This window comes from Paenirhodobacter populi (assembly GCF_004022215.1).
Taxonomy (GTDB): domain Bacteria; phylum Pseudomonadota; class Alphaproteobacteria; order Rhodobacterales; family Rhodobacteraceae; genus Rhodobacter; species Rhodobacter populi.
On sequence record NZ_SAUZ01000003.1, the window covers coordinates 1 to 24,329 of the forward strand.

30 protein-coding genes are annotated in these 24,329 nt (G+C 65.3%); 8 read left to right on the forward strand and 22 right to left on the reverse strand.

Annotated elements, in window-relative coordinates; all coding sequences use genetic code 11:
• Positions 1-833 precede the first annotated feature (833 nt).
• From D2T30_RS03140 to D2T30_RS03185, 11 genes are all read right to left on the reverse strand, one after another.
• Entirely contained in the window at positions 834-1,202 is a 369-nt protein-coding gene (locus D2T30_RS03140; protein WP_128207606.1) for a helix-turn-helix domain-containing protein, read from the reverse strand.
• A gap of 122 nt (positions 1,203-1,324) precedes the next feature.
• Positions 1,325-2,293, reverse strand: a complete 969-nt coding sequence (locus D2T30_RS03145; protein WP_128207607.1) for a phage protease — start codon at positions 2,291-2,293, stop codon at positions 1,325-1,327.
• A 4-nt stretch (positions 2,294-2,297) separates the two neighbouring features.
• Positions 2,298-2,441, reverse strand: coding sequence for a Mu-like prophage major head subunit gpT family protein (locus tag D2T30_RS23540; RefSeq protein ID WP_241651186.1), 144 nt, complete (start codon positions 2,439-2,441; stop codon positions 2,298-2,300).
• A complete protein-coding gene (locus D2T30_RS03150) occupies positions 2,404-3,276 on the reverse strand; it encodes a Mu-like prophage major head subunit gpT family protein (RefSeq protein WP_241651187.1) in 873 nt (290 codons plus the stop codon). The genes D2T30_RS23540 and D2T30_RS03150 overlap by 38 nt, the downstream gene beginning before the upstream one ends.
• A 304-nt stretch (positions 3,277-3,580) precedes the next feature.
• Entirely contained in the window at positions 3,581-4,000 is a 420-nt protein-coding gene (locus D2T30_RS03155; protein WP_128207608.1) for a regulatory protein GemA, read from the reverse strand.
• On the reverse strand, positions 3,997-4,398 hold the full coding sequence (locus D2T30_RS03160) for a hypothetical protein (protein ID WP_128207609.1): 402 nt from the start codon (positions 4,396-4,398) through the stop codon (positions 3,997-3,999). The genes D2T30_RS03155 and D2T30_RS03160 overlap by 4 nt, the downstream gene beginning before the upstream one ends.
• Positions 4,398-4,745 carry a hypothetical protein gene (locus D2T30_RS03165; RefSeq protein WP_128207610.1) on the reverse strand — a complete coding sequence of 116 codons (348 nt, stop codon included), beginning with the start codon at positions 4,743-4,745 and terminating at the stop codon, positions 4,398-4,400. Before D2T30_RS03165 ends, D2T30_RS03160 begins: the two co-directional genes overlap by 1 nt.
• Positions 4,745-5,338, reverse strand: a complete 594-nt coding sequence (locus D2T30_RS03170) for an AAA family ATPase (RefSeq protein ID WP_338325429.1) — start codon at positions 5,336-5,338, stop codon at positions 4,745-4,747. Before D2T30_RS03170 ends, D2T30_RS03165 begins: the two co-directional genes overlap by 1 nt.
• Entirely contained in the window at positions 5,220-5,507 is a 288-nt protein-coding gene (locus tag D2T30_RS03175; protein WP_128207612.1) for a hypothetical protein, read from the reverse strand. Before D2T30_RS03175 ends, D2T30_RS03170 begins: the two co-directional genes overlap by 119 nt.
• Before the next feature lie 42 nt (positions 5,508-5,549).
• Positions 5,550-7,073 carry a hypothetical protein gene (locus D2T30_RS03180; RefSeq protein ID WP_128207613.1) on the reverse strand — a complete coding sequence of 508 codons (1,524 nt, stop codon included), beginning with the start codon at positions 7,071-7,073 and terminating at the stop codon, positions 5,550-5,552.
• Positions 7,060-7,641 (reverse strand): hypothetical protein, encoded by a 582-nt coding sequence (locus D2T30_RS03185; RefSeq protein WP_128207614.1) that lies wholly within the window; start codon positions 7,639-7,641, stop codon positions 7,060-7,062. The genes D2T30_RS03180 and D2T30_RS03185 overlap by 14 nt, the downstream gene beginning before the upstream one ends.
• A gap of 101 nt (positions 7,642-7,742) precedes the next feature.
• Here D2T30_RS03185 and D2T30_RS03190 point away from each other — a divergent pair, with 101 nt between their 5' ends.
• Positions 7,743-8,249 (forward strand): helix-turn-helix domain-containing protein, encoded by a 507-nt coding sequence (locus tag D2T30_RS03190; protein ID WP_128207615.1) that lies wholly within the window; start codon positions 7,743-7,745, stop codon positions 8,247-8,249.
• A 249-nt stretch (positions 8,250-8,498) separates the two neighbouring features.
• On the opposite strand, the gene D2T30_RS03195 is transcribed toward D2T30_RS03190, so the two are convergent.
• The 9 genes from D2T30_RS03195 to rocF form a co-directional block, all read right to left on the reverse strand.
• Complete coding sequence (locus tag D2T30_RS03195) at positions 8,499-9,101, reverse strand: 2-hydroxychromene-2-carboxylate isomerase (protein WP_128207616.1); 603 nt, start codon at positions 9,099-9,101, stop codon at positions 8,499-8,501.
• A gap of 3 nt (positions 9,102-9,104) precedes the next feature.
• Positions 9,105-9,701, reverse strand: a complete 597-nt coding sequence (locus D2T30_RS03200; protein ID WP_128207617.1) for a TetR/AcrR family transcriptional regulator — start codon at positions 9,699-9,701, stop codon at positions 9,105-9,107.
• Positions 9,698-10,726, reverse strand: coding sequence for a ketopantoate reductase family protein (locus D2T30_RS03205; protein ID WP_128207618.1), 1,029 nt, complete (start codon positions 10,724-10,726; stop codon positions 9,698-9,700). Before D2T30_RS03205 ends, D2T30_RS03200 begins: the two co-directional genes overlap by 4 nt.
• Positions 10,727-10,841: 115 nt before the next feature.
• Positions 10,842-12,029 (reverse strand): acyl-CoA dehydrogenase family protein, encoded by a 1,188-nt coding sequence (locus tag D2T30_RS03210; protein WP_128207619.1) that lies wholly within the window; start codon positions 12,027-12,029, stop codon positions 10,842-10,844.
• Positions 12,030-12,097: 68 nt separating this feature from the next.
• Positions 12,098-13,198, reverse strand: coding sequence for an LLM class flavin-dependent oxidoreductase (locus tag D2T30_RS03215; RefSeq protein WP_128182845.1), 1,101 nt, complete (start codon positions 13,196-13,198; stop codon positions 12,098-12,100).
• 329 nt (positions 13,199-13,527) lie between these two features.
• Complete coding sequence (gene yghU / locus D2T30_RS03220) at positions 13,528-14,388, reverse strand: glutathione-dependent disulfide-bond oxidoreductase (protein ID WP_128207620.1); 861 nt, start codon at positions 14,386-14,388, stop codon at positions 13,528-13,530.
• A 210-nt stretch (positions 14,389-14,598) separates the two neighbouring features.
• The gene (locus D2T30_RS03225) at positions 14,599-14,943 is read right to left on the reverse strand and encodes a DUF2794 domain-containing protein (protein ID WP_128182841.1); all 345 of its coding nucleotides are present in this window, start codon (positions 14,941-14,943) and stop codon (positions 14,599-14,601) included.
• 404 nt (positions 14,944-15,347) lie between these two features.
• Positions 15,348-16,415 (reverse strand): ornithine cyclodeaminase, encoded by a 1,068-nt coding sequence (locus D2T30_RS03230; RefSeq protein WP_206612850.1) that lies wholly within the window; start codon positions 16,413-16,415, stop codon positions 15,348-15,350.
• Positions 16,415-17,341: an arginase gene (rocF, locus tag D2T30_RS03235; protein ID WP_128207621.1), complete on the reverse strand. Its 927-nt coding sequence runs from the start codon at positions 17,339-17,341 to the stop codon at positions 16,415-16,417. Before rocF ends, D2T30_RS03230 begins: the two co-directional genes overlap by 1 nt.
• Before the next feature lie 123 nt (positions 17,342-17,464).
• Between rocF and D2T30_RS03240 the strand changes: the two genes are divergently transcribed.
• The 7 genes from D2T30_RS03240 to D2T30_RS03270 all read left to right on the forward strand — a co-directional run bounded on the left by D2T30_RS03240 (position 17,465) and on the right by D2T30_RS03270 (position 22,923).
• Positions 17,465-17,893 carry an Lrp/AsnC family transcriptional regulator gene (locus D2T30_RS03240; RefSeq protein WP_128182835.1) on the forward strand — a complete coding sequence of 143 codons (429 nt, stop codon included), beginning with the start codon at positions 17,465-17,467 and terminating at the stop codon, positions 17,891-17,893.
• A 123-nt stretch (positions 17,894-18,016) separates the two neighbouring features.
• Positions 18,017-18,895, forward strand: coding sequence for a MurR/RpiR family transcriptional regulator (locus D2T30_RS03245; RefSeq protein WP_128207622.1), 879 nt, complete (start codon positions 18,017-18,019; stop codon positions 18,893-18,895).
• Between the two features lie 22 nt (positions 18,896-18,917).
• A complete protein-coding gene (locus tag D2T30_RS03250) occupies positions 18,918-19,688 on the forward strand; it encodes an ABC transporter substrate-binding protein (RefSeq protein WP_128182831.1) in 771 nt (256 codons plus the stop codon).
• Positions 19,689-19,698: 10 nt separating this feature from the next.
• Entirely contained in the window at positions 19,699-20,406 is a 708-nt protein-coding gene (locus D2T30_RS03255; RefSeq protein WP_128207623.1) for an ABC transporter permease, read from the forward strand.
• Entirely contained in the window at positions 20,406-21,104 is a 699-nt protein-coding gene (locus tag D2T30_RS03260) for an ABC transporter permease (protein WP_128207624.1), read from the forward strand. The genes D2T30_RS03255 and D2T30_RS03260 overlap by 1 nt, the downstream gene beginning before the upstream one ends.
• Positions 21,101-22,228, forward strand: coding sequence for an o-succinylbenzoate synthase (gene menC / locus D2T30_RS03265; RefSeq protein ID WP_128207625.1), 1,128 nt, complete (start codon positions 21,101-21,103; stop codon positions 22,226-22,228). Before D2T30_RS03260 ends, menC begins: the two co-directional genes overlap by 4 nt.
• Positions 22,225-22,923, forward strand: coding sequence for a GNAT family N-acetyltransferase (locus tag D2T30_RS03270; RefSeq protein WP_128207626.1), 699 nt, complete (start codon positions 22,225-22,227; stop codon positions 22,921-22,923). Before menC ends, D2T30_RS03270 begins: the two co-directional genes overlap by 4 nt.
• Here the strand turns inward: D2T30_RS03270 and D2T30_RS03275 are convergent.
• Positions 22,920-24,005 carry a succinylglutamate desuccinylase/aspartoacylase domain-containing protein gene (locus tag D2T30_RS03275; protein ID WP_128207627.1) on the reverse strand — a complete coding sequence of 362 codons (1,086 nt, stop codon included), beginning with the start codon at positions 24,003-24,005 and terminating at the stop codon, positions 22,920-22,922. The two genes, D2T30_RS03270 and D2T30_RS03275, sit on opposite strands and share 4 nt — an antisense overlap.
• Before the next feature lie 4 nt (positions 24,006-24,009).
• Positions 24,010-24,318, reverse strand: a complete 309-nt coding sequence (locus tag D2T30_RS03280) for a PIN domain-containing protein (protein ID WP_128182819.1) — start codon at positions 24,316-24,318, stop codon at positions 24,010-24,012.
• Between the last annotated feature and the right edge of the window lie 11 nt (positions 24,319-24,329).

The following is a 24,329-nucleotide window of genomic DNA, read 5'->3' on the forward strand; positions in this document are numbered from 1 at the left end:
CCCCCCCCTCCCCCCCCCCCCCGCCCCCCCCCGCCCCCCCCCCCCCCCCCCCCCCCCCCCCCCCCCCCCCCCCCCCCCCCCCCCCCCCCCCCCCCCCCCCCCCCCCTTCCTTCACGCCCCCGCGGCGTTGGTTCTGACGCGGTTCTGAACACGATCAGAGACCAACCGGCCGCGCGAACGGACAGGGCGCAGGGGGCCAGCCCCCTCTTGGCCTTCGGCCAATTCATCCCCCGGGATATTTATGGAAAGATGAAAGGCAGAAGTGTTGTGTAAACAATTATCCCGTTGTGTAACCAATTCTGCCGATATTATCGCCCGGATTTAAGTGTCGTTACCTGTCGTCATGTGTCGTGAGGCGTCCCGAGGGCTGGTTATCTGGCGCTGTTGACGGCGTTCTCCAGCCACTCGCCGGGGGATATGTCGGTCAGGGACGCTTCCAAGGCATCGAAATCCTTCTTGATGGCGCGGTCGTTGATTTCGATGGTGATCATGGCTATTCTCTCCCTTGTAGGCGTGACACGGTAATATTCTCGCGGCCGTAGCACGGTCTTCGGATCGGAGCGCCATGCAGGGTTTCCGGGAAACCGGGTGCGGGGCCCTGCCGCCTGCATTGAAACAGCCCTCTGAACGCTGTATGTTTCCCGAAAGGTTCTGCCGCAAACTCTCCCGGCATTGCTGAGGGGCACATGACCCCGAAGGTTGACCAGGACTATACTTACTGGTCGGGGCGCATTGCGTCCTCGCGTTGGGGAGGGGAGCCACCGGGCAGAGCACGAAAGGTCGGTCAGGTGCGACCTCGCCTTTATTGCCGCTGTATAGCCGCATTTCAGGGCCTATCTTTCGACCGGAAACGGCCTTTCCCCACCCGAGAGCCAGTGGCGCACGGTGACGTCGCTCACGCGGATCCAGCGGGCGATATCGGCGGTTGGGACGCCCTTCCATGCCAGAACCTCGGCAATCCAGCGATTCGCCAGGGGGACACGCGTTTTAACAACACAAAGACGATCCCCGAGTTCGGCAATCTTCTCGATACCGATCATGCTGGTGGCTGCCCCACCGCGACAACGGTCTTGGGGAAAATACAGCTCCGCGCCACCGAATCGCAGGAAGAACTCGACGGCCAGATCGACGCCCAGAACCTCGACATAGGGCGCGAGTGCGGCGGGAGGCTTGGGGAAGGATGTGCCGGGGCTTTGTGACATGGGGTTCCTTGAAGGGCTGGATGCCACGAAAGCGCGGGAAGAACGCCTTCGGGGCATCGCTCGCGAGAGGCCACCGCTCCGCTCGCCTCGGGATCGGCCGTGGGACAGGCCGATCCTGATGGTCAGGAACCGAGCTTGTCGGCTCCGATTCCAAGTTGGGCGCAGATTGCCGTTGCCTCGGCAGAGGCGACGAGCGGCTGAGGTTCGGGAACCTCCCAGGCGCCGCGCACCGAACGCAACAGATGGGCATAGGGCGCGGGCGACTTCGCGATATAATCGTCGAAGCTCGTCGGATCCTGCATGCATAGAGCCGTGGCCCAGCCGCGCATGGCGGGAGTGATATGCCCGTCCCGCAGCGCGGCCTCGACCCGGATACCCGCTTCCGCCTCGCGCATGGTCGCGATCCGGGCGTTGCGATCGGCCAGAAGCTCGCGCACGGCATCCACTGGCACGAAGCGGGCCGGATCGGGATGCTCCGCCGCCGTGGCCGATGCGGCGGGGTCTTTTCCGATGGTTTTCATGATCGCGGCGAGAATGGTTTCCGGGTCGCTGTCGGGCGGCAGGCCAAGGATCGACGCCAGCCGGGCCAGCATGGCCGGATCGGCAGCCTTGTCCTGTGCGAGGGGTGCAGGCATGTCGGGTTCCTCATGTGCAAGGGCGGTAAGCGTCAGATTGGGGTTGTGGACAAGGCCCGCCCCTTTGACCCGGACGATCCGGCGGCTTTCGGGCAGGTAGGCGAAGGACGGGCTGAGATAGCGATATTCGCGCCGCGCGATCATCTCCCGCGCGGTATCCGTCCATTCGACGCGACCCCACAGTCCGGTGTCATCCGCGCGCAGATCCTTCCAGCCCGCAGCCGGGACCGGACCATTGCGCTTTGCGTCCGGCGTGTCGTTCTGGTGTTCATAGTCGATCGGCAGATCGACACCGCGCTTGCGGAAATCGGCGATCACGTCGTTAGGTTCGGCCAGATCGAACCGGCGCCCGTCGCGCCCGACCATCGGCCCGGGCGGAAACAGATGCACCCATTCCGGCGCTGCGCCGCCCGGGGCAAGGGCACGGTCACAGGTGGCGAAAGCAAGTCCCGTCATGGCGTCACGCGCTCAGATAGGGCGTGACGATCAGATCGGCAGTCTTCGACCAGACATTCGATGCCCCGACCTCGTTTTGTGTGGCGTTCAGGATCTGGAGCGCCTGCTCTTCAAGCGTCGGGGGCACGACCAGAACCGTGGGCGTCACGCCCAGAACCCGGCCCCCGGGCCGCGCGGAAGCCCTGCATCGCCGCCCTTGCCGCCGCGTAGTTCCCGGCCGTGAGCTCCGCTTTCGAGCCGAAAGCCAGCTGCCACAGGCCGAACCCGGCGTTCACCCGGGCGCGCACGCCATACAAATACTTGTCGAGCATGAATACGCGCTCGTCCGTAGCATCCGTGATGCCCTGAAATTCATAGGGCTCGCGCTCCTGCCAGATGATCGGGCGCACCGCACGCGAGGTGTCGAGCAGGAACCACGGCTCGCCGGTGCCCGCCTGCATGTTGCTGATTGTGACGGTGGTCGTGCCGGATTTGTCGAGCACGGGATGGTCGGTGTCGAAAAACGACTGGCCATCGTAGCAAAGCGTGTCGAAGCCGGATTTCAGCAAGCCAAAGACAAGTTCATCGGGATGCCTGCGCGCCATCTGCCCCATCTCGGCGAACATCGGCTTGAAGATGCCGATACGGTCGTCGGAAATGGCGTTGCGGGGAACCTCGACCGTGCTTTCGAAAGTCAGGTTCTTGATGGTGAAGTCATGCGCGGACAGACTCTTGATCTGTCGCGGGCCGATCCATTCCCGCATCTGGGGAAATTCGCCGATCCAGCCATAGGTTTCGTCGCGCGAGGCGCTCGGCACCACCATCGCGACCTTGTCGTAATTGACGGGTGCGTTGATGGTGGCATCGGAATAGACGGCCTTGAAGCCCTTGAAGATGAGGTCGAGATTCTGGCTGTTGATAAGCATCGGTGGTCCTGAGAATTGCGAAGCGAGGGTGGCATTCGCAATGCACTCTGACCGACAGGCCGATGCGGTTTCAGACACAACGTTTTGCGGGGAAGGCATCGGCGGCTCGGGCCCCACGCCAAACAGGCCACCAATTGCCCACTCAGCCTACCGGAAGGGTGCCATTCAGGCAAGAGTTGCGCGCGGATCGGCACCCCCAAAGCGGACTTTGAAAATTAACCACTTTTCCGGCGAAATTAAACATGGTCCCGGCTTGTCTGGTATCGAGGGAGCCGAAAAGAAAGATGCGCGTCAGCGGCCCGCTCCGTGGCTCTGGCGGCATGTCCGAAAAATGGAAGGGGCGGCACCTCACGGCACCGCCCCCTTCCGCCGCATCAAGGCATCATGCCGCAGATCGCTGCCGCTGTTTCATCGCCTTCAGGGCGGTGATCAGCTTGCGCGCCGTCTTCATGTCCACGAAGCGCAGGCTCGACAGGCGGAAGCTGTTCAGCAGCCATTTGTTCAGTTCCTGTTCCCCGGCCGCGCCGCGCGTGTATTCGCGCCACAGGCAGCGGATCAGCTCAAGCTGGGCGAATGTCGCCATGCCGGGCCGGTTGCCATAGGACGGACCTTCCGCGAGCAGCGGGCGGAAGCCGCGCCACTCGAAGAATCCCATGACGGCCTCGAAGCCGTCCTGGTCGAGATCGACCGAGCTTTCCACCCCGGCCAGATGCACGAGGCAGGAGCGGTATTCGTTGTCGGTCAGCCCGAGCTTGCCCTTGGCGAGGTGAAGGATAGCCTTCTGGCGGTTGCTGATCGTCATGCGGCATCCTCTTCGGTGGCGTCGCGAATGGCGACATCCAATTGATCGAGGACGAGGATTTCCTTATCCTGCATGCTCTGCATTGCGCGGGCACTCAGGCGCATCACGGAGTTGACCCAAGGCTGATCCAGATCATCAGCATAGGCCAGTTCATGAAGGACATTCCTGACATCGCTCAACATCTCGATGACATCGGGAATCGCGGTGTCGATGGTGCTCCATGCTCCGGCGGTCATGGTGATGGTCCGGGCCGATTTCTGCGCGAGCCCCTCGGCCGTTGCTGCCATCTCGACTTTGATCTGTTCCGCCGTCTTACCGGGAATATAGATAGCCTTGCCTTCCGCGGCCATTTTCCACTTCCACTCATGATCAGACAAACGTGCGTCGGAATCGGCCATCAGTTCATCCTCCGGTTTTCGGGGTTCTGCCCAACGAAGATCGCGCGGCCGATCAGTTCCCGGCAGCGGTCATGAAGCTCGCGCGCTGTGCGGGACGGCGACAGGAGCTGGTCGAGCGTCTTTGCGATCTCAGCGACTTGCGCCGCCGGGTCCTGCTTCGTCTCGATCACCTGTTTCAGCGTCGCGAGGCATTTCACGCTGAAGGTCAGGAACTCGGACACGTCGTTCATGCCTTGGCCGAGTTCGAGCCTCTCCGCCTCCGACAAAGGAACGATCATGAGATCGCGACCATCGAATATAAGAGCTTTTCCATCCTCGAGCGGGAATACCACCATGATCTCGCGCATCACTTGCCCCCCATCAGCTTGATCGCCTGCCGCAGATGGCCGGGCGTCACCGGGCTGTCGCCAGCAAACAGACGGCTCGGGCGGGCGGCTACGTCCTGCGCGCGCAGGTTCCCGGCATCGACGCCGAAGCCTGCCACAATGATCTGAAGCTCCGGTGCATCCGGAAAAAGGAAGCTGGCGAAGGCCGCATGCTCTGCCTGCGAAGGGCGCGGTAGGGCGATGTTGTGCGTGACACGCGTCAGCAGCGGACGGAAGCCCGCAACCCGGATATTGCCGCCCTTTCCAATGAACAGATCATTACCGACCAGCATGCAGCCGAAGGCCGGGCCGGTGCTGAGCCCGAGGCGGGCATTGGTGCCGCGATCCCAGAGCGACCGGATGGTTTCGAGCACAGCGGGCTTAAGTTCCTGCGCCTCGTCCACCATGAAAATTACACGCGGTCCATAGCTGCGGAACGGATAGCCCGACAGCAGGTCAAAGAGCGCATCCACGCTGTCTGAGGTCGAGTTCGTCTCCATCCGAAACTGCGACAGCACCGCGCGGGTGAAAGCGCTGATCGAGCCGCCATTCGCGGGCGAGATCGTCACGCGCACCACGGTACCGCCCGAAGCCCTCGATCTCCGCCTCAATCTTGTTCAGGGCAAAGGTCTTGCCGATGCCCGCGGGCCCGCGCAACAGCGCCAGACCGGCACCGGCCAGAACCTGGTCCGCCACCATACGGACCATTGATCCCACGCCCGTCTCGATGTTAGGTTTCTCCATGTGTGACACCCTTTTCTCAATGGTCACGTTACACGAGGGGGGTCAGCGGTAGCCGCCGCTGGCCCCTCGCCTTGTATCCCCGCAGATCGCGAGGAATTCTTCCAGATCGGCCCGCCGCCGCGCGTCCTCTACGGCTTCCAGTTCCGCAACGCCCGAAGGCTGGCTCGTTTTGTCGATGGCCCATGTCCAGAACTCCGGGGCGGGCGCGTTGGGTGCAATCTTGTCCACCGCACCCTTCTGAAGTTCGAAGGTCGAGATGTCGGGGTCGATCTGCACTTCCAGCTTTTTGATCGCGTCTAGGCGCCCCTTTTCCAGCCGGGCCTGAAGTCGGGCACCCTCCCTGTCCCCATGATCGAATTCAGGAAGGGGTTCTGCCCAGCCAAGTGCCTTTCCGGCATGACGGACGAACACGCGATCACATCGTTTCCGCAGGGGAATGAGGATTTCCACCGGCTCTTTGATCGGCAGATCGTCGATCGCGGGCGTATGCCATTGCCGGTTATCGTAGCGGATCGTGCCCTGCTGGATCGTCCGGCTGTCGGAGCGGCTGAAGATCAGATCGAAGGATTCTTCGCTCGGCACACGGGCAACGAAGCCGGTATCCGCGATCTTCCGTTCCAGCATGTCGAGCGGTGACACCCCGGCCAGACGACCGCCCTGTGCGCGGCTTTTGTAGATGGCGACAGCCGCAAGAATATCGGCTTCCAGTGCCTCCAGACCTTTGGCGTAGGGCTGAACAACCTGTCCTTTATTCTGGGTTTTCTTGTCCGTCCGATCCCCGCCAATCCATCCGGGCAGTCCTTTGAAGATGCCTGCCAAGATATTGAAATACCCTTCGATTTCGCCCTTGGACGTGGGCGAATAGGGTTTGGCGAGGGTAACGCCGAACTGCATCTCCGCAAGGTTGGCAAGCCGGACCATGGCCGAAGCCAAGGCGTCGTATTCCGAACCGTTGTCCAGGTAGTAGTTCAGCGGGATGCCGCCGTGCGGGCAGAAGGCCACCTGCGACAGCGATTCAGCTACATCCGTCTGCGTGATGCCTTTACCCTTCGACAGGAAGACGGGCGTCACCCAGACGAACAGGCTGGACGTGTCCAGCCAGGCGATGAGCCGGACCCTGATCGTTTCCTTCCCCGTAGCCCGAGTGGAAACGCCCTCACAAATCAGTTCCAAGCGATCCGAGGCCAGAGCCTCCGTCACCAGCATGTCAACATAGTGGACATCGCCGATCAGGAGGCCCATCGGCGTGTCGTGAAGCTTTCGGCGGATGCGCGGCACGGCCTTGTCCTGCCACGCCTTGTGATCCTTGTCGCGCATATGCACGAGCCGGAACCGCCCCAGATCGAGCCGAGCCGACCATTTCGCGTTGAGCTTGCAGATGGCTTTCAGCCTCGCAGCGGGAAGTTGTGATCCGGCGGAAACGCAATACTTTTCAAGGTATAGGCTGCAAAGACGGATGATCTCCCGCTCGGAGGTGCCGTCATTCGCGGCCATGCTCTGGGCCTCACGCGTGATGCGGGCAGCAATCTCGGCCTTTGCATCATCGGCAAGGTCAATGGTCCGCATCCCAAAGCCGCGTCATCAGCACACGAGCAACACCGCGATCCGTCCGGAGGGATGGCAACAGACCGGCCAGCCCCTTCCGCTCGAAAAGGGCGATCCAGTCGCGAATGGCCCCATAGGAGAACTGGCGGGGACCGCCGGGATAGTCATGGTGTCGGGCCGTAGCTTCGCGGATGAGATCGCCACGGGCGGTTGTGCCCTTCTGCGCCAGAAGGAGCGGCTGGATAATCACCCAGCGGGCTTGCTGTTCCTCGATCTGCCAGCCCTCAATGGAGGAGTTAACGGGCGTTTCAAGCGTGTTTTCTGCGGCTTCAGCCGTGGCGGGCAGCAGCAACGCCTGCAGCTCGGGATCGCAATGTTCGACTGCGAGGCCCCAAACCGACCCGCCGTTCCCGCCACGCTGGCCGGGGATCTCGACAATCGGAAGATTGTGGCCACGCCAACGGCGGCCAGATACGGCGTTCCTAAATGCCAGTCTCGCCGCCTGCGGCGTAATCTCAAGGGACTGCGCGAATGCATCAGCAGAGATGCACACGCCTGTGGGACCATTACTGACAGAAGCAAGAGCCATCCAAACCTAAGGCGTGTTGAACAAAACGCCTTCCTCATGTATCCTTCTTGAGGAATACCGTAAAAATATACGGTAATCAATACATAGATGTGGGTTTACTCATGCCGCAAGAGAATGTGACTTTCGAGACGCTGGACCTATCCGATAGGCTGCGGTTCCTGATGGTGTCCTACAAGCTCTCAGTGTCGGAGATGGCTGATGCTGCCGGGGTATCGAAGAGCGCCATGGAGAAGTATTTGGCAGGGCCAAGCTCTCCGCGGGCGACCTCTATCGTAGCGCTTTGTGTAAACCTTGGAATCAACGCTGAATGGCTTCTCTTCGGGCAAGCCGACGAGGACCTCACGAGGGTGCGAGACTTTGCACTGGATGCGTTCATGAACCTGATTGAGGATTTGGTAGAGACCCAGAGTCGAGATGATCAGCGCATAAGCCTGTCTGATCCGCACCAGCGGGCTTTGGCTCTTTCGTTAGCCTCTGACCGCGCGCAGGAACTTCAAAGCGCCATCGCCAATGATAGAGTGCGCACCCGTCAGCAGCGGGCCAGCGGCATCCGCGTTGCGACTATCGGTCCGTTCCCACTCAGAACCAGCACGTCAGAGACGCCATAGACGTTTCTCAATAGCTTTCGCAATTGCGTCAATACCTGTGTCAACACTGGCCCGTTTGAACAAAATCAATGGCTTATAGCACGGCAGCGGTGCAACCAATTCTGCCATTATGACCGCACCACAACACATTGATATCAATATAAAAACCACCGATTTGGTGGTTCCTCAATCATTTTGACCGATGTCGGCAGAATTGGTTGCGCTTCAGAAGGCTGTTCGCCGGTTTCGGAACAGCCTTCCGGCGCGGGATCAGTCGGTGAGCTTTTCGCCCTTCAGGTGACGTTCAAGGAACGGCAGGCTGTCCTGCCCCCAGAACAGCTCGCCGTCGTGGCGGTAGCTGGGGATGCCGAACACGCCGGCCTCTTTGGCGATCTCGTAGCTTTCGCGCTTCCGCGCGGCCACGGCGTCGGATTTCGCATGGTCCTCCAGCGTCGCGCCGTCGAGCCCGGCCGCATCGGCGATGGCCTTGCGGACCTCGGGCAGGCCGACATCTTCACCACGGCCCCAGAATGCCCGGTGGAGTTCCCCCGCGAGCGTGAGCCAGTCCTGCCCCAGCAGATGCGCCGCGACGATCATGTCGGCCGCGGGTGTAGGGTCGGAAAGGCGGTCCCGCCCCTCGAACGCCAGCGGAAGGCCGCGCAGCTTTGCCCAACGTTTCAGATCGGTCAGCCAATAGGCCTTGCGCGCCGGGGGGCGGTTGCGGGAATAGATGCCGCCGTTTTCCTCGATCAGCGGGATGACAAAGGGCTCGATCTCGGCCCCCTGCGCCTTGGCCAGCGCCACGAAGGCGTCGAACCCGACATAGGCCCAGGGCGAGCCGATTCCGAAAAAGTAGTCGATCTTCTGTGTCATGTTTCAGTCCGTGATATGGGCCGTTGAAGCGTTTCGCGCCGCCATGTCAAAGAGCGACAGCGCGCAATCCCGCGCGTCGCGCATCGGCTCGGGGTCGCCATAGACCGCGCGCCGGGCCAGCGCGCCGTCGTAAAGCAAAGCAAGGTGGCGGCCGATCCGGTCCGGGTCCTCGAACCCCGCCCGCTCCGCCAGCGCCCTGAGGAAATCGGCCACGCTGCGCTTGTGCAGCCGCGCCAGCGTCACGATCCGTTCGGAATCGCCATGCTCCGCCACCGCGAGCGCGAAGGCGCAGCCGCGGAATTCCGGATTGTCGGCCTTTTCGTACAGCCGGGCGAAGATGGTGGCGATCTGCCCGCGCGGATCGGGATCGCCGGCCACCACCTCCTCGAGCCCCTGCATCACCTTCGCATGGCGCTCCTGCAGATAGGCGACGACCAGATCCTCTTTCGAGGCAAAATGGCGGTAGAGCGTGGCCTTGGCGATATCCGCCTCGACCACGATGCGGTCGATGCCGACGGCGCGGATCCCTTCCCTGAAGAACAGGCTGCCCGCGACGTTCAGGATCTTGTCGGCAACGGCCGATCTGGCGGCAGTGGTCATTCCGTGGCTCGTGTTGCGGCGCCCGCGCCGGTCGCTTCGCCGTTTGCTTCGTCAGCGCGAGCTTGCGCGATCAACGTGGAAAGTTCAATCTCGCCCGGCGCCCCGCCGCGGGCGGCAAGTTCGGCCGCCAGACGCTGCGCCGCATGGTTCCACGGCGTCGCCACCCCGTGCAGACGGCCCAGCAGGACGATCTCGCCGTTGAGGAAATCCACCTCGCTGCGCGCACCGCGCACGAAGCTCTGCCAGGTCGACTGGCCGGTCGGTTCCTCTTCGTCGCGCAGCACCTTCCACTCGGCGATACTGACCCGGCGCTCCTCGTTCCGGGCGGGATCGTAGCCCGCCGCGCGCAGGGCCTGTTCCGCCTCGGCCACCATCGCGCGGCCCGCCTGTTCCAGCTCCTCCGGCGCGGAGGCGAAGAGTTCCAGCACGTTCTTGACGTTGCGCAGCAGCTTCGCCGCCTTCCAGCGCTGGATATCCTCGCGTTCCTCGGCCAGCGAATTGGCCCGCGTCAGATCGGCCACGATTTGCGCCGAAACCGCATCCCGCCCGGAAGGGAAGCGCCCCACCGTGACCAGCGCGAGCTGCGGCCCCGACAGCACCTTGACCCGCCCCGTCTCGGTATAGATCGCGGGCACGAGGATCGACGCGCCATAGACATTGGCGAACCGCCGCGCGGCGATCCGTTCCGTCGCGAGCCCGTTTTGCAAGGTGACGATCGGCAGATCCGCGCCCAGACCGCCGCCCTCCAGCGGCAGGACCGCAAGAGCGGCGCTGGTTTCCTCGGCGTCCTGGGTCTTGACCGTCAGCACCAGCACGTCGCCATGCCGCAGCCGCAGCCCGGCCTGATCGGTCAGCTTCAAGGGCACGATACGGGTGCCGGAGGGTCGGCGGAAGCTCAGCCCGTGCTGCTGAAGATGGCTCAGCTGCGCACCGCGCCCGACCAGCAGATAGTCGATCCCGGCCAGTTCGAATTCAGCCGCCAGACTGGCACCGACGGCCCCCGCTCCGATGATGATGTAACGCAATCAGATTCTCCCATACCCCCGGAGGGGCGGCCTGCGATGTGAGGATTTGGCGCCGGTCCCGGCCCGCCGCGGAACCCTCGCGCGCCGGGGCCGGCGCGTCAAGGATCTGCCGGGTTCAGACGGCCTGACGCAGCAGGTTTTCCGGCGCGGCATCGGCATCCCGTGCCGCCCGGAACCGTGCGAAGGCCGCCCGGCCCAGCAGCGCGATGGCCGTATCCTCCTGCGGCGCATGGACCAGAACCGACTGGATATCTCGGAAATGCCGTTCCAGCCCCAGCTCCGCCCCCAGCCCCGGATTGCCGAGCGCGCGCACCGCGATGCCCACCGCCTCCTGCAACTGCCGCCCGACGATCAGCCGCGCGCGGATCAGATGTTCCGCATCCCCGGCGTGATGGGTCAGCGCGTCGAACAGGATCGCGCGGGCCGAGGACACCAGCAGGTCGATTTCCCCGGCAAGGGTGATGAAGCGGTCCGTTTCCGCGATCGGGCGGCCCAGATTGGCGGGCACCCGTTCATGGGCGAAGCGGGCAAAGGCATCGCGCGCCGCCTCGGCCACGCCCAGATAGATCGAGGTCAGCACCAGCGTCGTCGCCGCATGGCCACGGTTGTCCTGCGCGGCCTGCCCGACCCCGGAGATATTGATGACCAGACCGGCGGAAACGGCCACATCCTCGAACACCACGTCATGCGAGGACGTGGCCCGCATGCCAAGGCTGTCCCAGTTCCTGACGATGGTGATGCCGGGCGTGTCCGCCGCGACGATGAAGGTGCCGACGCGGCCCGGCTCTTCGTCCGTGCTGGCCCAGACAAGGTAATGCGTCAGCCCCTCGGACCCGGTGACGAAGCGTTTGCGCCCGCTGATCGACCAGCCGGTGGCCGTGCGCCGCGCGATGGTTTGCGGCAACCCACCCCGCGCCGGGGAACCCAGATCGGGCTCCACCCGCGCCGCGTTGAACAGGATCGGGCGCGTGCGTCCCTCGGCGACCAGATCGCGGTAATAATCCTCGGGCCATGTGGCGTTCGTGGCCTGCCCCAGATGGTTGAGCAGCGTCATCGCCGAGATCAGCGCGACCGAGGGATCAGCCCGGCCAAGCTCCGTGACGATCCGCAGCACCGTCAGCAGATCGCCCCCGCCGCCGCCATAGCGCCGCGCCACGGTCGCATGCAGAAGGCCGCTGTCATGGACGGCGCGGATCCCCTCCCACGGGAAGCTGCCGTTGCGGTCCGCCTCCGGCGCCGCCGCCGCGATCCGGCGCAGCGTTTCCGCCGGCACGATACCCTGTGTATTCTCGTCGCTGGTCACGGACCCGCCCCTCTTACTTGGCAATTTTCGGGACGGAGGCAATCCCCGTCCCGGTGTTCCTGCGGCTGTCAGGCGACGGCCTTCTTCGCCGCTTCGCGCTCGGCCAGACCGGCCCGGACCAGCGGCAGGACATAGCGGCCGTAATCCACCGCATCGTTGTAATTGTCATAACCCCGGATCGAGATCAGCGAGGCCCCCAGATCGACGTAATCGAGCAGCGAGGCCGCGATCGTTTCGGGCGAGCCCACCAGCGCCGTCGACGCGCCCGAGGCATTCGTCGCCGTCACCGTCGGATACCACAGCGCGCGGTCCTGCACGTCGCCGCGCTTGGCGATATCCAGCAGGCGCTGCGAACCCACATTGAGCGGCGGGGCCGCGTTCACCGGCGCGCGGGCCAGCCCCTTGGAACGGTTCTCGGTCAGCAGGTCCAGCGTCTTGTGCGCCTTCTTCCATGCCAGTTCGTCCGTCTCGGCGACGATCGGGCGGAAGGTGACCCAGATCCGCGGACGATCCTTGCGCCCCGCCTGTTCGGCCGCGGCATTGATCTTGGCGATCTGTTCGCGGGTTTCCTTCAGCGGCTCGCCCCAGAGGCCGAAGATGTCGGCAAGCTCGCCGCCCACCCGGTAGGCCGCGTCCGAAGACCCGCCGATCGACACTGGAATGGTGCCGTTCGTCGGCCGCACCTTGTTGCTGAAGTCCTTGAACTGATAGTATTTCCCGTCATGGTCGAAGGGCTCCGACGACTCCCACGCCCGGCGCAGGATGCGGATATATTCCGCCGTGCGCTCATAGCGTTCCTCCTTGTCGAGGAAATCGCCCTCACGCGCCTGTTCCGCCGGATCGCCGCCCGCGATGAAGTGGACGACGACGCGCCCGCCGCTGAGTTGATCCAGCGTCGCCAGCGATTTCGCCGCGACCGTCGGATAGACGGTGTTCGGCCGCAGCGCGACGATGATCTTGATGTTCTTCGTATTGGCAAGAACCGTCGCCCCGATGGTGAACGGATCGAAGGACGACGAATGATACGGGATCAGCGTATAGTCGAAGCCGTAATCGTCCAGCGTGCGCGCGTAACGCACAAGGAAGGCCGGGTCGATCTTCGGCTCGGTCAGGGGCGCCAGATCCGTCGACGGGGTCGGGAAGGTCACGCTGATGAATTCGGTCGTCATGGGGCACTCTCTCGATGCGATGATTTCCAGCACCATAGCGGAAGGGCGCGCAGACAAGAACGACCTGTCTCCCTCTTTTCGGGGCCGAAAAGAGAAGAGCCGCATCGCTTCTGCGGGCAAAGCGCGAAAAGTCTGTTTTCCGAGGGGCGGGCGGACGATTCCCGGGGCGTCGCGGGCTCCCGGCAAGGATGCGCGGGCGGACAAGGAGGAAGGGGCCAGCCCCCTCGCGCGTTCCCCATTCGGCGGGACGTCCTTCCACTGGAAGGCCGCCAGATGCGGGAACGGGCGAGCCGCCCCCGCCCCATCCCGGTCCGGGTCTTGAGACGCGCTTACTTGCCCGATGTCGTCCCGAAGTCGCTCGCGTCGTGCCGCTCGCGCAACTGTTCGGACGGTTCGCCCCAGGTGCGGTTGACGATCCGCCCGCGTTTGACCGCCGGGCGGGCAAAGATCTGGTCGGCCCAGCGCAGGACGTTCGTGTAATCCTGCACCGACAGGAACTCGGCGGCGCCATAGCTCCAGCCCTTCACCAGACCGCCATACCAGGGCCAGATCGCCATGTCGGCGATCGTGTAATCCGACCCGGCGACATATTCCGTCTCGGCCAGCCGCCGGTCGAGCACATCAAGTTGCCGCTTCGTCTCCATCGCGTAGCGGTTGATCGCATATTCGATCTTTTCCGGGGCGGAGGCGTAGAAATGCCCGAACCCGCCGCCGACGAAAGGCGCCGACCCCATCTGCCAGAACAGCCAGGACAGGGTCTCGGCCCGCGCGGGCTGCGCGGTGGGCAGGAAGGCGCCGAATTTCTCGGCCAGATGCAAGAGGATCGCACCGGATTCAAAGATCCGGAACGGCTCCGGCCCGCTGCGGTCGACCAGCGCCGGGATCTTGGAATTCGGATTGACCGCGACGAAGCCCGAACCGAACTGATCGCCTTTGCCGATGTCGATCAGCCAGGCGTCGTACTCCGCGCCCGTATGACCGGCGGCCAGAAGCTCCTCGAACAGGATCGTGACCTTCTGCCCGTTCGGCGTGCCGAGGGAATAGAGCTGGAACGGATGCCTGCCCACCGGCAGATCCTGTTCATGCGTCGGACCCGCGATCGGGCGGTTGAGCGTGGCCCATTTGCCGCCACCGGCATTCTGGTCCCAGGTCCAGACCTTCGGCGGAACGTAGGGGGTGCTGTCGGCCATTTCCGTGATCTCCTTGTCGGGCGGCGGGGCCGCCTGTTCTCATCCCAGAATAGCGGCGACGGACGGCGCGGCAAGGGCCCGCTGGAAACCGGGCAGGGTCCAGCCAAGGGATCGCGGGCGACGATCCGCCAAGGCCAGCACCGGACAACGGTGCGGCCATAACGTGGAAACCGTGCGTGAGTGCTGGAAGGACTGCCCCCTCAGCCACCCCTAGTCGATCGGCCGGATCAGCTTGCGTTCCAGAATCCGCAGCACCGCCGCAAGATCATGGCCGCGCTTCAGCACCTGCCCGTCCATGCCGATCACCGCATAGGACCCCTGCCGGTTGCGCAGCGCCGGGCGCTTTTCGATCCGATACAGCGGATGCTCCGCCGCACGGCGAAAGACGCAGAACACCGCCACGTCGCGCAGAAAGCTCATCCCGTAGTCGCGCCATTCCCCGGCGGCCACCATCCTGCCGTAAAGCGTCAGGATCACGCCAAGCTCGTGTCGGTCGAAAGCAACCTGCTCGGCCACGGCGGACCCCGGAAAAGGAGAGGGCGACTGGATCGTCATGACGGAATGGTGACATTCCGCCCGCCACAAATCAAGCGCCCAGAGCGGGACCCCCTGTCAGGGCGCCCCTCTGCGGCGATGTCTTGCCAAAGCGCGGCTCCCGGGCTTTTACCGCGGTCACTCGCCGCGTCCCCGCTCCACTGCGCAACCGAAGCAGAAAACCGCCGCGCCGCTCACGCGCTGAGACAGCCGGACCCGTCCCCCCGAGACCGCAGGACGGCTCCCACACCGCAAACCGCCAATCCTGCGGGCGCTTCGCCCTCAGGACGCCCCTTGTCTTTCATTTTTCCATGAATATCCCGGGGGATGAGACGGATAAGACGGCCTTCCTGTCAAAGGACGTCCCATCGAATGCCTTTGGCCCGAGGGGGCAGGTGCCCCCCCTGCGCCCTCCCCGGCCGCGCTCAGGCTCCCTGACCGGCCGAACGCGCGATCATGCCGAACAGATCGCGCGGATCGTCGGGATCGGCCAGCAGGTCCAGCGGCTCGACCATATCCGTCCCTTTCACCGCATCCAGCACGAACCGCAGGGCCGAGAAATCGGCGATCGCGAAGCCCACGGAATCGAACAGGGTGATCTGCCGGTCGGCGGTGCGGCCCGGCACCTCGCCGCGCATGACCTTCCACAGCTCGATCACCGGATGATCCTCGGGCAGTTGCTGGATCTCGCCCTCGATCCGGGTCTGCGGCGGATATTCGACGAAAATGTCGGACCGCCGCAGGATGTCGGCGTGCAGCTCCGTCTTGCCGGGGCAGTCGCCGCCGATGGCGTTGATATGCACCCCGGCGCCCACCATGTTGTCGGTCAGAACGGTGGCGTTCTGCTTGTCGGCGGTGCAGGTGGTGATGATCTGCGCCCCCTCGACCGAGGACTGGGCGGTGGCGCAGATGGTGATCTCGAACCCCAGCCCCTTCAGATTGCGCGCGGCCTTTTCCGTCGCCGCCGGGTCGATGTCATAGAGCCGCAGCCGCGTGATCCCGCACAAAGCCCGGAAGGCCAGCGCCTGAAACTCGCATTGCGCGCCGCAGCCGATCAGCGCCATCACCTCGGCCCCCTTCGGCGCGAGGTAGCGCCCCACCAGCCCCGAGGTCGCCGCCGTCCGCAGCGCCGTCAGCACCGTCATTTCCGACAGCAGCAGCGGATAGCCAGTCGCCATCGACGCCAGCACCCCGAAGGCCGTCACCGTCTGATAGCCGTGGCGCATGTTGCGCGGATGGCCGTTCACGTATTTGAAGCCGTAATGTTCGGCATCCGCCGTCGGCATCAGCTCGATCACCCCGTCGCGCGAATGGGCGGCGATGCGCGGCGTCTTGTCGAATTCCGGCCAGCGGCGGTAATCTTCCTCGATATAGCGGGCCAGATCGCGCAGCACGGATTCCGTTCCGCGCGCATTCAGCAGCCGCAACATGTTCGCGACCGAGACGAAGGGCACAAGGGCGCGGTCGGACGGGGCTAGGGACATGTCGGTCATCAGAAACTCCGGGTCATACGGTCAAGGACGCGGCGGCCGAACAGGCTCGCGGTGAAATCGCGCAGCACCTTGGCGGTGCGGCCCTTTTCATCAAGGAACGGGTTCAGCTCCACCAGATCGAGCGAGCGCACCAGCCCGGAATCGCCAAGCGTTTCCATGATCAGATGCGCCTCGCGGAAGGTGGCGCCGCCCGGCACCGTGGTGCCGACGGCGGGGGCGAAGGACGGGTCGAGGAAATCGACATCGAAGCTGACATGCAGGATGCCCTCGGCGGCGCGGACCCGGGCGAGGAAGGCCTTGAGCGGGGCCATCACGCCGGTCTCGTCGATGGCGCGCATGTCGTTGACCTCGATCCCGGTTTCCTTGATGCGCGCGGCCTCGGCCGGATCGACGGAACGGATGCCCATCATGCAGACGTTGCGCGGGTCGATCGGATGGGCGTTCGGCGGATAGGGCGCGAAATCGGCCAGCCCGCAGGCATAGGCCATCGGCGTGCCGTGGAGGTTGCCGCTGGCCGTTGTGTCGAGCGTGTGCAGGTCGGGATGCGCATCCAGCCACAGCACGAACAGCGGCCGGCCCAGTTCCGCCGCGCGGCGCGACACGCCGGGGATGGTGCCCGCGGACATCAGGTGGTCGCCGCCCATGAAGATCGGCAGGTCGCTGTCGCGCGCCGCCGCATAGGCGCGCCCGGTCAGCAGCTCGACCCAGGCGCTGGCCTCGGCCAGATCGTGGATCGCCTTGTTCGGATGCGCGATCGGCGCGCGCGGCGGGATCGAGAGATCGCCCTGATCCGTCACCTTCCAGCCGAGCTCGGTCAGCGCCTGCACGAAGCCCGCCGTCCGCAGGCTCTGCGGCCCCATGATGCAGCCGGGCTGCGAGGCGCCGATCTGGATCGGGGCGCCGAGGATGATACTGGTTCCGGCCATGTCGCTGTCTCCGAGGGAATCCGAGGGATGCCCAACTCTGCCAGATCGGGGACCGGGGCGTCTCTTGCCAATTTGGCCAATTCGGGTATCCATTGCGCGAATTGGCAAGGGATGTTGACCGATATGACGGATCTTTCCTCAACCGACCGGGCGATCATCGCGGCGCTCAGGGCGAATGCGCGGCTGTCGATCACCGATCTGGCCGCGACGGTGGGCATTTCGCGCACAACCGCGCGCACCCGGCTGGAATCGCTGGTGGCCGAGGGCCGCATCCGCCGCTTCACCATCGAGACGGATACCGACGCCGAGGGGGAAGTGCGCGCCATCACCCTCGTGCAGTTGCAGGGCAGGATGTCGCGTGCGGTGATCCGTGCGATCAACCGCATCCCGCAGGTGACCACGGTCCATTCCACCAATGGCGCATGGGATCTGGTGGTGGAAATCCGCGCCGACTCGCTGCCCGAATTCGACACGGCCCTGCGCGAGATCCGCGAGGTTCCGGGGGTGACCAACAGCGAAACCTGCCTGCTGCTGGCGCATGCGACGGGCTGATCCGCGCACGGAACAGGCAACCGCGTTGTATTGGCGGATCGCGCGGGGCAAGGGATGAAATTTTTCTTGACTGAAAATCATTCATGAAAGTTATCTGTCAAAATCTTTCATGAGCCCGACCCGATGACCCAGAGCCTGCGCCAGAGACTGACCGAAGCCGCCCGGGGCACCGGCTCCGCACAGGCGCTGGCCAGCTACATGCTCAACGCCTTGCCGGAGCTGCCCTTCCTGTCCGCCGCCGCGCTTGGCGACAAGGTCGGTGTCAGCGAGGCGACGGTCGGCCGCTTCTGCCGTCAGCTGGGCTACGCCAACCTGCGCGACCTCAAGGCGCATCTGCGCGACGACATCGGCGACGCGCCGTGGCTCCTCAGCGACCGGCTGCACGAATTGCGCGGCAGCGACGGCGAAGAGGCGCTGGCCCGCGGGCTGGAACTGGAAATCGCCGGGCTCGTGCGGATCTACGAACAGGCGCGCAGCCCGGACTGGGCGCGCACCGCCGAACGGCTGGCGCGGGCGCGGCAGGTCTTCGTCGCCGGGTTCCAGACCGAACGCGGCATCGCCCAGTATTTCGCCGTGCAACTGCAATATCTGCGCGACGGGGTGCGGCTTGTCGATCTGGCCGCCGGCAATTTCGCCGAGGTGCTGGCCAGCGACATTCCCGCCGGGGACACCTGCCTGATCGTGTTCGAGGGCCGCCGCTATTCCCGCCTCGCCAAGGTCCTGACCGCCGAGGCCCATGCCCGCGGCATCCCCGTCACCCTGATCACCGACGGCTTCTGCGGCTGGGACACCGGCCTGACCGACGCCACCTTCCGCGCCGCGACGCAGGTGAACCAGTTCTGGGATTCGACCGCGCAGATGGCGGTGCTGGGCAACCTGCTGATCCACAGCGTCTTCCTGTGCATCGGGCCGGAGGTGGCCGGGCGGCTGGAGCGCGTGTCGAAACTATACGCCGCGATGATCGGCCATGTGGGCGATCCCGTCGGCGGACTGAAATCTTGAGAAACCCAACAGGAGAAACCGGATGTTCCGCAAACTGACCGCCCTCGCGGCGCTGATGACCGCGCTGGCCGCCCCCGCCGGGGCCGAGACCCTGCGCCTTGGCACCGAGGGCGCCTACCCGCCCTTCAACTTCATCACCCCGGACGGCAAGGTCACCGGCTTCGACGTGGAAATCGGCCTCGCCCTGTGCGAAAAGATGGGCGTGACCTGCGAGGTCGTCGCGCAGGACTGGGACGGCATCATCCCCGGCCTTCTGGCGAAGAAATACGACTTCATCATCGCCTCGATGTTCATCACCGAGGAACGCAAGAAGCAGGTGGCCTTTTCCGACCCCTACTACATGGCGGCGATGACCCATGTGGTGCCGAAGGAGTCCGGAATCACCGAATTCACCCCCGAAACGATGAAGGGCAAGGTGATCGGCGCGCAGGCGGGCACGACGCAGGCCGACTATATCACCGCGCTGTATCCCGACGCCGACATCCGCCTCTATCCGACGCAGGACGACGCCAACCTCGACATGGCGTCGGGGCGGATCGACCTTGAGGTGGGCGACATGCTGCCGATGCTCGACTGGACCACGAACACCGAGGATGGCGCCTGCTGCGAACTGGCGGGCGAACCGATCACCGATCCGGCCTTCGTCGGCGACGGCGTCGGCATCGCGCTGCGCCCCGCCGATACCGATCTGCTGGCACGCATGAACGCCGCGCTCAAGGAAATCCGCGACGACGGCACCTACAAGGCGATCAACGACAAATACTTCCCCATCGACGTCTATACGATGAAGTGAGGCGCGACGGATGACCGATCTTTTCGCCTGGGGGGACGCGGGCTGGGGGGACGAGATCCTGTTCGGGGCTCTCACCACCATCCGCCTCGCGCTCGTCTCGCTGCCCGTCGGGCTGGCGATCGGTCTGACCGTCGCGGCGCTGTCGATGGCGCAGAGCCGCGTGGCCCGCGCCATCGCCACGGGCTACACCACGCTGATGCGCGGCCTGCCCGAGATCCTGACGCTGTTCATCGTCTACAACGGCGTCGGGATGCTGATAAACGTGGTCTCCGGCTGGATCGCGCCCGATGCGCGGCCGCCGGAACTCAGCCCCTTCATCGCCGGTGTCGCCGCGCTGGCGATGGTCTTCGGCGCCTTTTCCGCCGAGGTGATCCGCGGCGCCTTCACCGCCCTCGACAAGGGCCAGACCGAGGCCGCGCGGGCCTTTGGCATGCGGCCGGTGCAGATCCTGTTCCTCGTGCAATTGCCGCAGGTCTGGCGGCTGGCGCTGCCCGGACTTGGCAATCTGTGGATCAACATGCTCAAGGATACGGCGCTGGTCTCGGTCATCGCGCTGGATGAACTGATGCGCGCCACCAAGGTCGCCATCGGCGTGACCAAGCAGCCCTTCACCTTCTACCTGATCGCCTGCCTGATCTACTGGGGCCTGTCGGTCGCCTCGGAAGTCGGGCTCGCGCGGATGGAACGTCGCGCCAACCGCTACGTGGTGAAACGCTGATGCATCCGATAGAAATCCTCACGGCGAACCTGCCCGCGCTGCTCGACGGGCTGTGGATGACGATCAAGCTGACGGGCCTTGGCGCGATCGCGGCAGGGCTCTGCGCGCCGTGGCTGGCGCTGGCGCGGGCGAACGGGCCGCGTTGGGCGCAATGGGGGCTGAGGGGCTATATCTCCTTCATCCGGGGCACGCCGATCCTCGCGCAGCTGTTCCTTGTCTTCTACGGCTCGGGCCAGTTCCGCCCCTTCCTGACCGACATTGGACTGTGGTCCTTCTTCCGCGATCCGTTCAACTGCGCGCTTCTGGTCTTCGCCGTCAATTCTTGCGCCTACCAGACGGAAATCCTGCGTGGCGCCATCTCCGCCGTGCCGCGCGGTCAGATCGAGGGCGCCCATGCCCTTGGCCTGAAACGCTGGCAGGTGCTGCGCTTCATCACCTTTCCGAACGCCTACCGCATGGCGTGGCCCGCGCTCGGCAACGAGGTGATCCTGCTGATGAAGGCCTCGGCGCTCGCCTCCATCGTCACGGTGTTCGAGCTGATGGGCCGCACGCGGCAGATCTTTTCGCGCAGCTTCGATCTGTCGGTCTATCTCTGGGCCGCGGTCTTCTATCTGGCGCTGACCGCCGGTTTCGTCTTTCTCTGGCGTCTGGCCGAACGGCGCCTGTCCCACCATTTGCGTCAAGGAGATGCCCCATGACCGCCCTTTTCCCCGGCCTGAAGATCGAGTCCGCCGAATTGCGGCTGATCCGCCTGCCGCTGCTGACACCCTTCGTGATCTCGACCGGCACGATGACCGAAAAGCACATCCTGCTGCTGACGCTCCGCGCCGAGGGGATCGAGGGCTATGCCGAAGGCGTCATGGACCCCTACCCCGACTATCTGGAGGAAACGATTTCCGGTTCGCTGACCTTCCTGCGCGAGGTGATCCTGCCGCAGGTGATCGGCAGGCGCTTTGCCAATGCCGCGGAACTGGGCGCGATCCTCGACCCGTGGCGCGGCCACCGGATGGCCAAGGCGATGGTCGACATGGCGATGTGGGACCTCTGGGCCAAGGCGCTGAACCTGCCGCTGAGCGTGGCGCTCGGCGGGGTGCGGGAGGCGGTCGACACCGGCGTCAGCCTTGGCATCGCCGACATTCCCACCACCCTCGCCCGTGTCGAAAGCGCCGTGCAGGCGGGCTACAGGCGCATCAAGCTCAAGATCAAGCGCGGCCATGACCTCGACATGCTCGCCGCCGTGCGCGACCGCTTTCCCCACGCCAAGCTGACGGTCGACGCGAATACCGATTACCGGCTGACGGACCTGCCGCTGCTGAAGGCGATGGACGATTTCGGGCTGGATTACATCGAACAGCCGCTCGCCTTCGACGACATCCACGACCATGTGAAGGTGCAGGAAAAACTGCTGACCGCGATCTGCCTTGACGAAAGCATCCGCTCCGCCACCGATGCGCGCAAGGCGCTGGTGGCAGGCGCCTGCCGGGTCATCAACATCAAGGTCGGCCGCGTCGGCGGGCATACGATGGCCCATGCGATCCATGACCTCTGCGCCACCTTCGACGTGCCCGTGTGGTGCGGCGGGATGCTCGAGGCCGGGATCGGCCGCGCCCACAACATCCACCTCTCGACGCTGGCGAATTTCACCAAGCCGGGCGACGTTTCCTCGGCCAGCCGCTATTTCCCGCGCGATATCGTCAACGAACCGCTTGAAGTCGAGGCCGGCCGCATGGCCGTGCCGAAGACCGGGCCGGGCATCGGCGTGACGCTGGACCGCGCCTTCCTCGACACTGTCACCGGCCTGCGCGAGGACATCACCCCATGACGGTCGAACTGCGCGAACTCGCCTCGCTGACCGAGCTGAAAGAGGCCGAAACCCTGCAACAACGGGTCTGGGGCGAGGGCGACAAGCCCGACAATTCCGATATCATGCTGGCGATCCAGCATGAGGGCGGGCTGGTCGCCGGGGCCTTCGCCGACGGGCGGATGCTGGGCTTTCTCTTCGCCTTCCCCTCGGCCACGCCGGGGGTGCAGCATTCGCACCGGCTGGCGGTGCTGCCCGAGGCGCGCGGCATGCGGCTTGGCGCCCGGCTGAAATGGTTCCAGCGCGACTGGGGCCTTGCGCGCGGGGTGCGGCTGGTGCGCTGGACCTATGACCCGATCCGCGCGGTGAACGCCGGGCTGAACATCGCCGGGCTGGGCGCGGTCTCGACCACCTATCACTGCGACTATTACGGCGAGATGGAGGGGATCAACGCGGGCCTTCCCTCGGACCGGATCGTGGCGGACTGGCATCTGGAGGCCCCGGGTGTCGCCGCGCGGGCCGGTGGCGCCCGCCCCGCGCCGCCCGAGGGCGCGCGCATCGCCATTCCGCGCGATATCGACGCGCTGATCGCATCTGATCCGCAGGCCGCGCTCGCCGCCCGGATGGCGCTGCGCGGCACCCTTCTGTCGGCTTTCGGCGAAGGGCGCGGGATCATCGGCTTCGACACCCGGACGGCGGAATATGTGATCGGCTAGTCCGTCAGCAGGTTGCCGCTGCGCGAGGCCAGCGGCTCCGCCCCCGCGATCTTGCCGATCACCTTGCCGGGCCAGGCGTAGGGCTGGCTGTGGCGCGCGAACAGGCGCCCGCCGGTTTCGGCCGTCACCTCGGTTTCCGCGCCGGTCGGGTCGATGATCGTCGCCACCACATCGCCCGCCCGCACCGTATCGCCCAGACGGGCGCGGTAGGCGATCAGCCCCGTCACCGGCGCGCGCACCTGCGCCATCGCGGTCAGCGGCGTCGCCTCGCAGGCGAGCGCGGGCTGCCCGCCCGGCCCGTCCACGAACCCCCGTCCTTCGAGCACCCGCAACAGCGCCGCCGCCTGATCCGCGGCCCGCGCCGGGTCCACGTCGTCGTTGCTGCCCATTTCCAGCGTCGCCGCAAGGCAGGCGGGCGGGATCGCCGCATCCGGGAACCGCGCGGCCAGCGCCCACCACGGGCCGGAACAGGCCTCGTCGAACGGATGCCCGCCCGAGACCTCGGCCAGCAGCACCGCCCGCGCGTCGATCGCCGCCGCGATATCGGCGGAAGCGGGCCAGAGCGCAGGCCCCACATACATATGCGGCTCGGCCTGATTGTCGGCATGCAGGTCAAGCACCAGATCGGCATCATGCGCCAGCGTCAGCAGCCGGTGCCGCAGCCAGGCAAGCGGCGTTTCGGTCCGCTCCGCCGCCAGCACCGCCGCCATCGCCGCGCGGATCGCCGCCACATTCGCCGCAGGATCCGGCCCGGGGGCCAGCCCCTCGCCCACCACCGACAGATCGGGATAGCCGCGGTTGAAATTCTCCCCCGTCGCGGCATCGAGCCGGCCAAGCAGAAAGCCGCTGTCATGCTGACGCAGCCCGATCGGATTGGCCTGCGGGACCAGCACGATCTCTCCCCGGATCGCGCCGCGCTCCGCCGCCCGGTCGAGCAGCCGCCCAAGCGCGCGCAATACCAGCATGCCGGGGAATTCATCGGCATGGAGCCCGGCCTGAAGATAGGCCTTGCGACCGCCGGGCGTGCCGTAGCGCAGCACCGTCAGGGGAATGTCGGTGCCGGGGATCGTTTCGGTTTCCATCGGATCACACCTGCGGCGGAAGGACGAAGACCTCGGCCTCGTAATAGGCGGCGCAGGCGCCGTGCAGCAGCCGCCCCACATCGGCGCCACCCTCGGTCTGGGCGAATTCCACCAGCCGGTGCGCGGGGGGCATGTCGCGCAGCTCGATCCCTTGCGCATCAAGGAATTCCGTCACCCCGGCATCGGGCCGGGCGGCCAGAACCTCGATCACCGCCAGCGGCGAGGTGAACCGGCGATGCGCGCCCACAAGCGCCGCCGCCGCCCGGTCCGGATCGGCAAGAAGGGTGATAAGCGTGGTGCCGTCGAAATACATGGGATGTCCTT

Bases quoted from the DNA above. Each gene is read 5' to 3' on its own strand.
- D2T30_RS03140 (WP_128207606.1), bottom strand. From the start codon at position 1,202: ATGTCACAAAGCCCCGGCACATCCTTCCCCAAGCCTCCCGCCGCACTC.
- D2T30_RS03145 (WP_128207607.1), bottom strand. From the start codon at position 2,293: ATGACGGGACTTGCTTTCGCCACCTGTGACCGTGCCCTTGCCCCGGGC.
- D2T30_RS03155 (WP_128207608.1), bottom strand. From the start codon at position 4,000: ATGACGATCAGCAACCGCCAGAAGGCTATCCTTCACCTCGCCAAGGGC.
- D2T30_RS03160 (WP_128207609.1), bottom strand. From the start codon at position 4,398: ATGGCCGATTCCGACGCACGTTTGTCTGATCATGAGTGGAAGTGGAAA.
- D2T30_RS03165 (WP_128207610.1), bottom strand. From the start codon at position 4,745: ATGCGCGAGATCATGGTGGTATTCCCGCTCGAGGATGGAAAAGCTCTT.
- D2T30_RS03175 (WP_128207612.1), bottom strand. From the start codon at position 5,507: ATGGAGAAACCTAACATCGAGACGGGCGTGGGATCAATGGTCCGTATG.
- D2T30_RS03180 (WP_128207613.1), bottom strand. From the start codon at position 7,073: ATGCGGACCATTGACCTTGCCGATGATGCAAAGGCCGAGATTGCTGCC.
- D2T30_RS03185 (WP_128207614.1), bottom strand. From the start codon at position 7,641: ATGGCTCTTGCTTCTGTCAGTAATGGTCCCACAGGCGTGTGCATCTCT.
- D2T30_RS03190 (WP_128207615.1), top strand. From the start codon at position 7,743: ATGCCGCAAGAGAATGTGACTTTCGAGACGCTGGACCTATCCGATAGG.
- D2T30_RS03195 (WP_128207616.1), bottom strand. From the start codon at position 9,101: ATGACACAGAAGATCGACTACTTTTTCGGAATCGGCTCGCCCTGGGCC.
- D2T30_RS03200 (WP_128207617.1), bottom strand. From the start codon at position 9,701: ATGACCACTGCCGCCAGATCGGCCGTTGCCGACAAGATCCTGAACGTC.
- D2T30_RS03215 (WP_128182845.1), bottom strand. From the start codon at position 13,198: ATGACGACCGAATTCATCAGCGTGACCTTCCCGACCCCGTCGACGGAT.
- yghU (WP_128207620.1), bottom strand. From the start codon at position 14,388: ATGGCCGACAGCACCCCCTACGTTCCGCCGAAGGTCTGGACCTGGGAC.
- D2T30_RS03225 (WP_128182841.1), bottom strand. From the start codon at position 14,943: ATGACGATCCAGTCGCCCTCTCCTTTTCCGGGGTCCGCCGTGGCCGAG.
- D2T30_RS03230 (WP_206612850.1), bottom strand. From the start codon at position 16,415: ATGACCGACATGTCCCTAGCCCCGTCCGACCGCGCCCTTGTGCCCTTC.
- rocF (WP_128207621.1), bottom strand. From the start codon at position 17,341: ATGGCCGGAACCAGTATCATCCTCGGCGCCCCGATCCAGATCGGCGCC.
- D2T30_RS03240 (WP_128182835.1), top strand. From the start codon at position 17,465: ATGACGGATCTTTCCTCAACCGACCGGGCGATCATCGCGGCGCTCAGG.
- D2T30_RS03245 (WP_128207622.1), top strand. From the start codon at position 18,017: ATGACCCAGAGCCTGCGCCAGAGACTGACCGAAGCCGCCCGGGGCACC.
- D2T30_RS03250 (WP_128182831.1), top strand. From the start codon at position 18,918: ATGTTCCGCAAACTGACCGCCCTCGCGGCGCTGATGACCGCGCTGGCC.
- D2T30_RS03255 (WP_128207623.1), top strand. From the start codon at position 19,699: ATGACCGATCTTTTCGCCTGGGGGGACGCGGGCTGGGGGGACGAGATC.
- D2T30_RS03260 (WP_128207624.1), top strand. From the start codon at position 20,406: ATGCATCCGATAGAAATCCTCACGGCGAACCTGCCCGCGCTGCTCGAC.
- menC (WP_128207625.1), top strand. From the start codon at position 21,101: ATGACCGCCCTTTTCCCCGGCCTGAAGATCGAGTCCGCCGAATTGCGG.
- D2T30_RS03270 (WP_128207626.1), top strand. From the start codon at position 22,225: ATGACGGTCGAACTGCGCGAACTCGCCTCGCTGACCGAGCTGAAAGAG.
- D2T30_RS03275 (WP_128207627.1), bottom strand. From the start codon at position 24,005: ATGGAAACCGAAACGATCCCCGGCACCGACATTCCCCTGACGGTGCTG.
- D2T30_RS03280 (WP_128182819.1), bottom strand. From the start codon at position 24,318: ATGTATTTCGACGGCACCACGCTTATCACCCTTCTTGCCGATCCGGAC.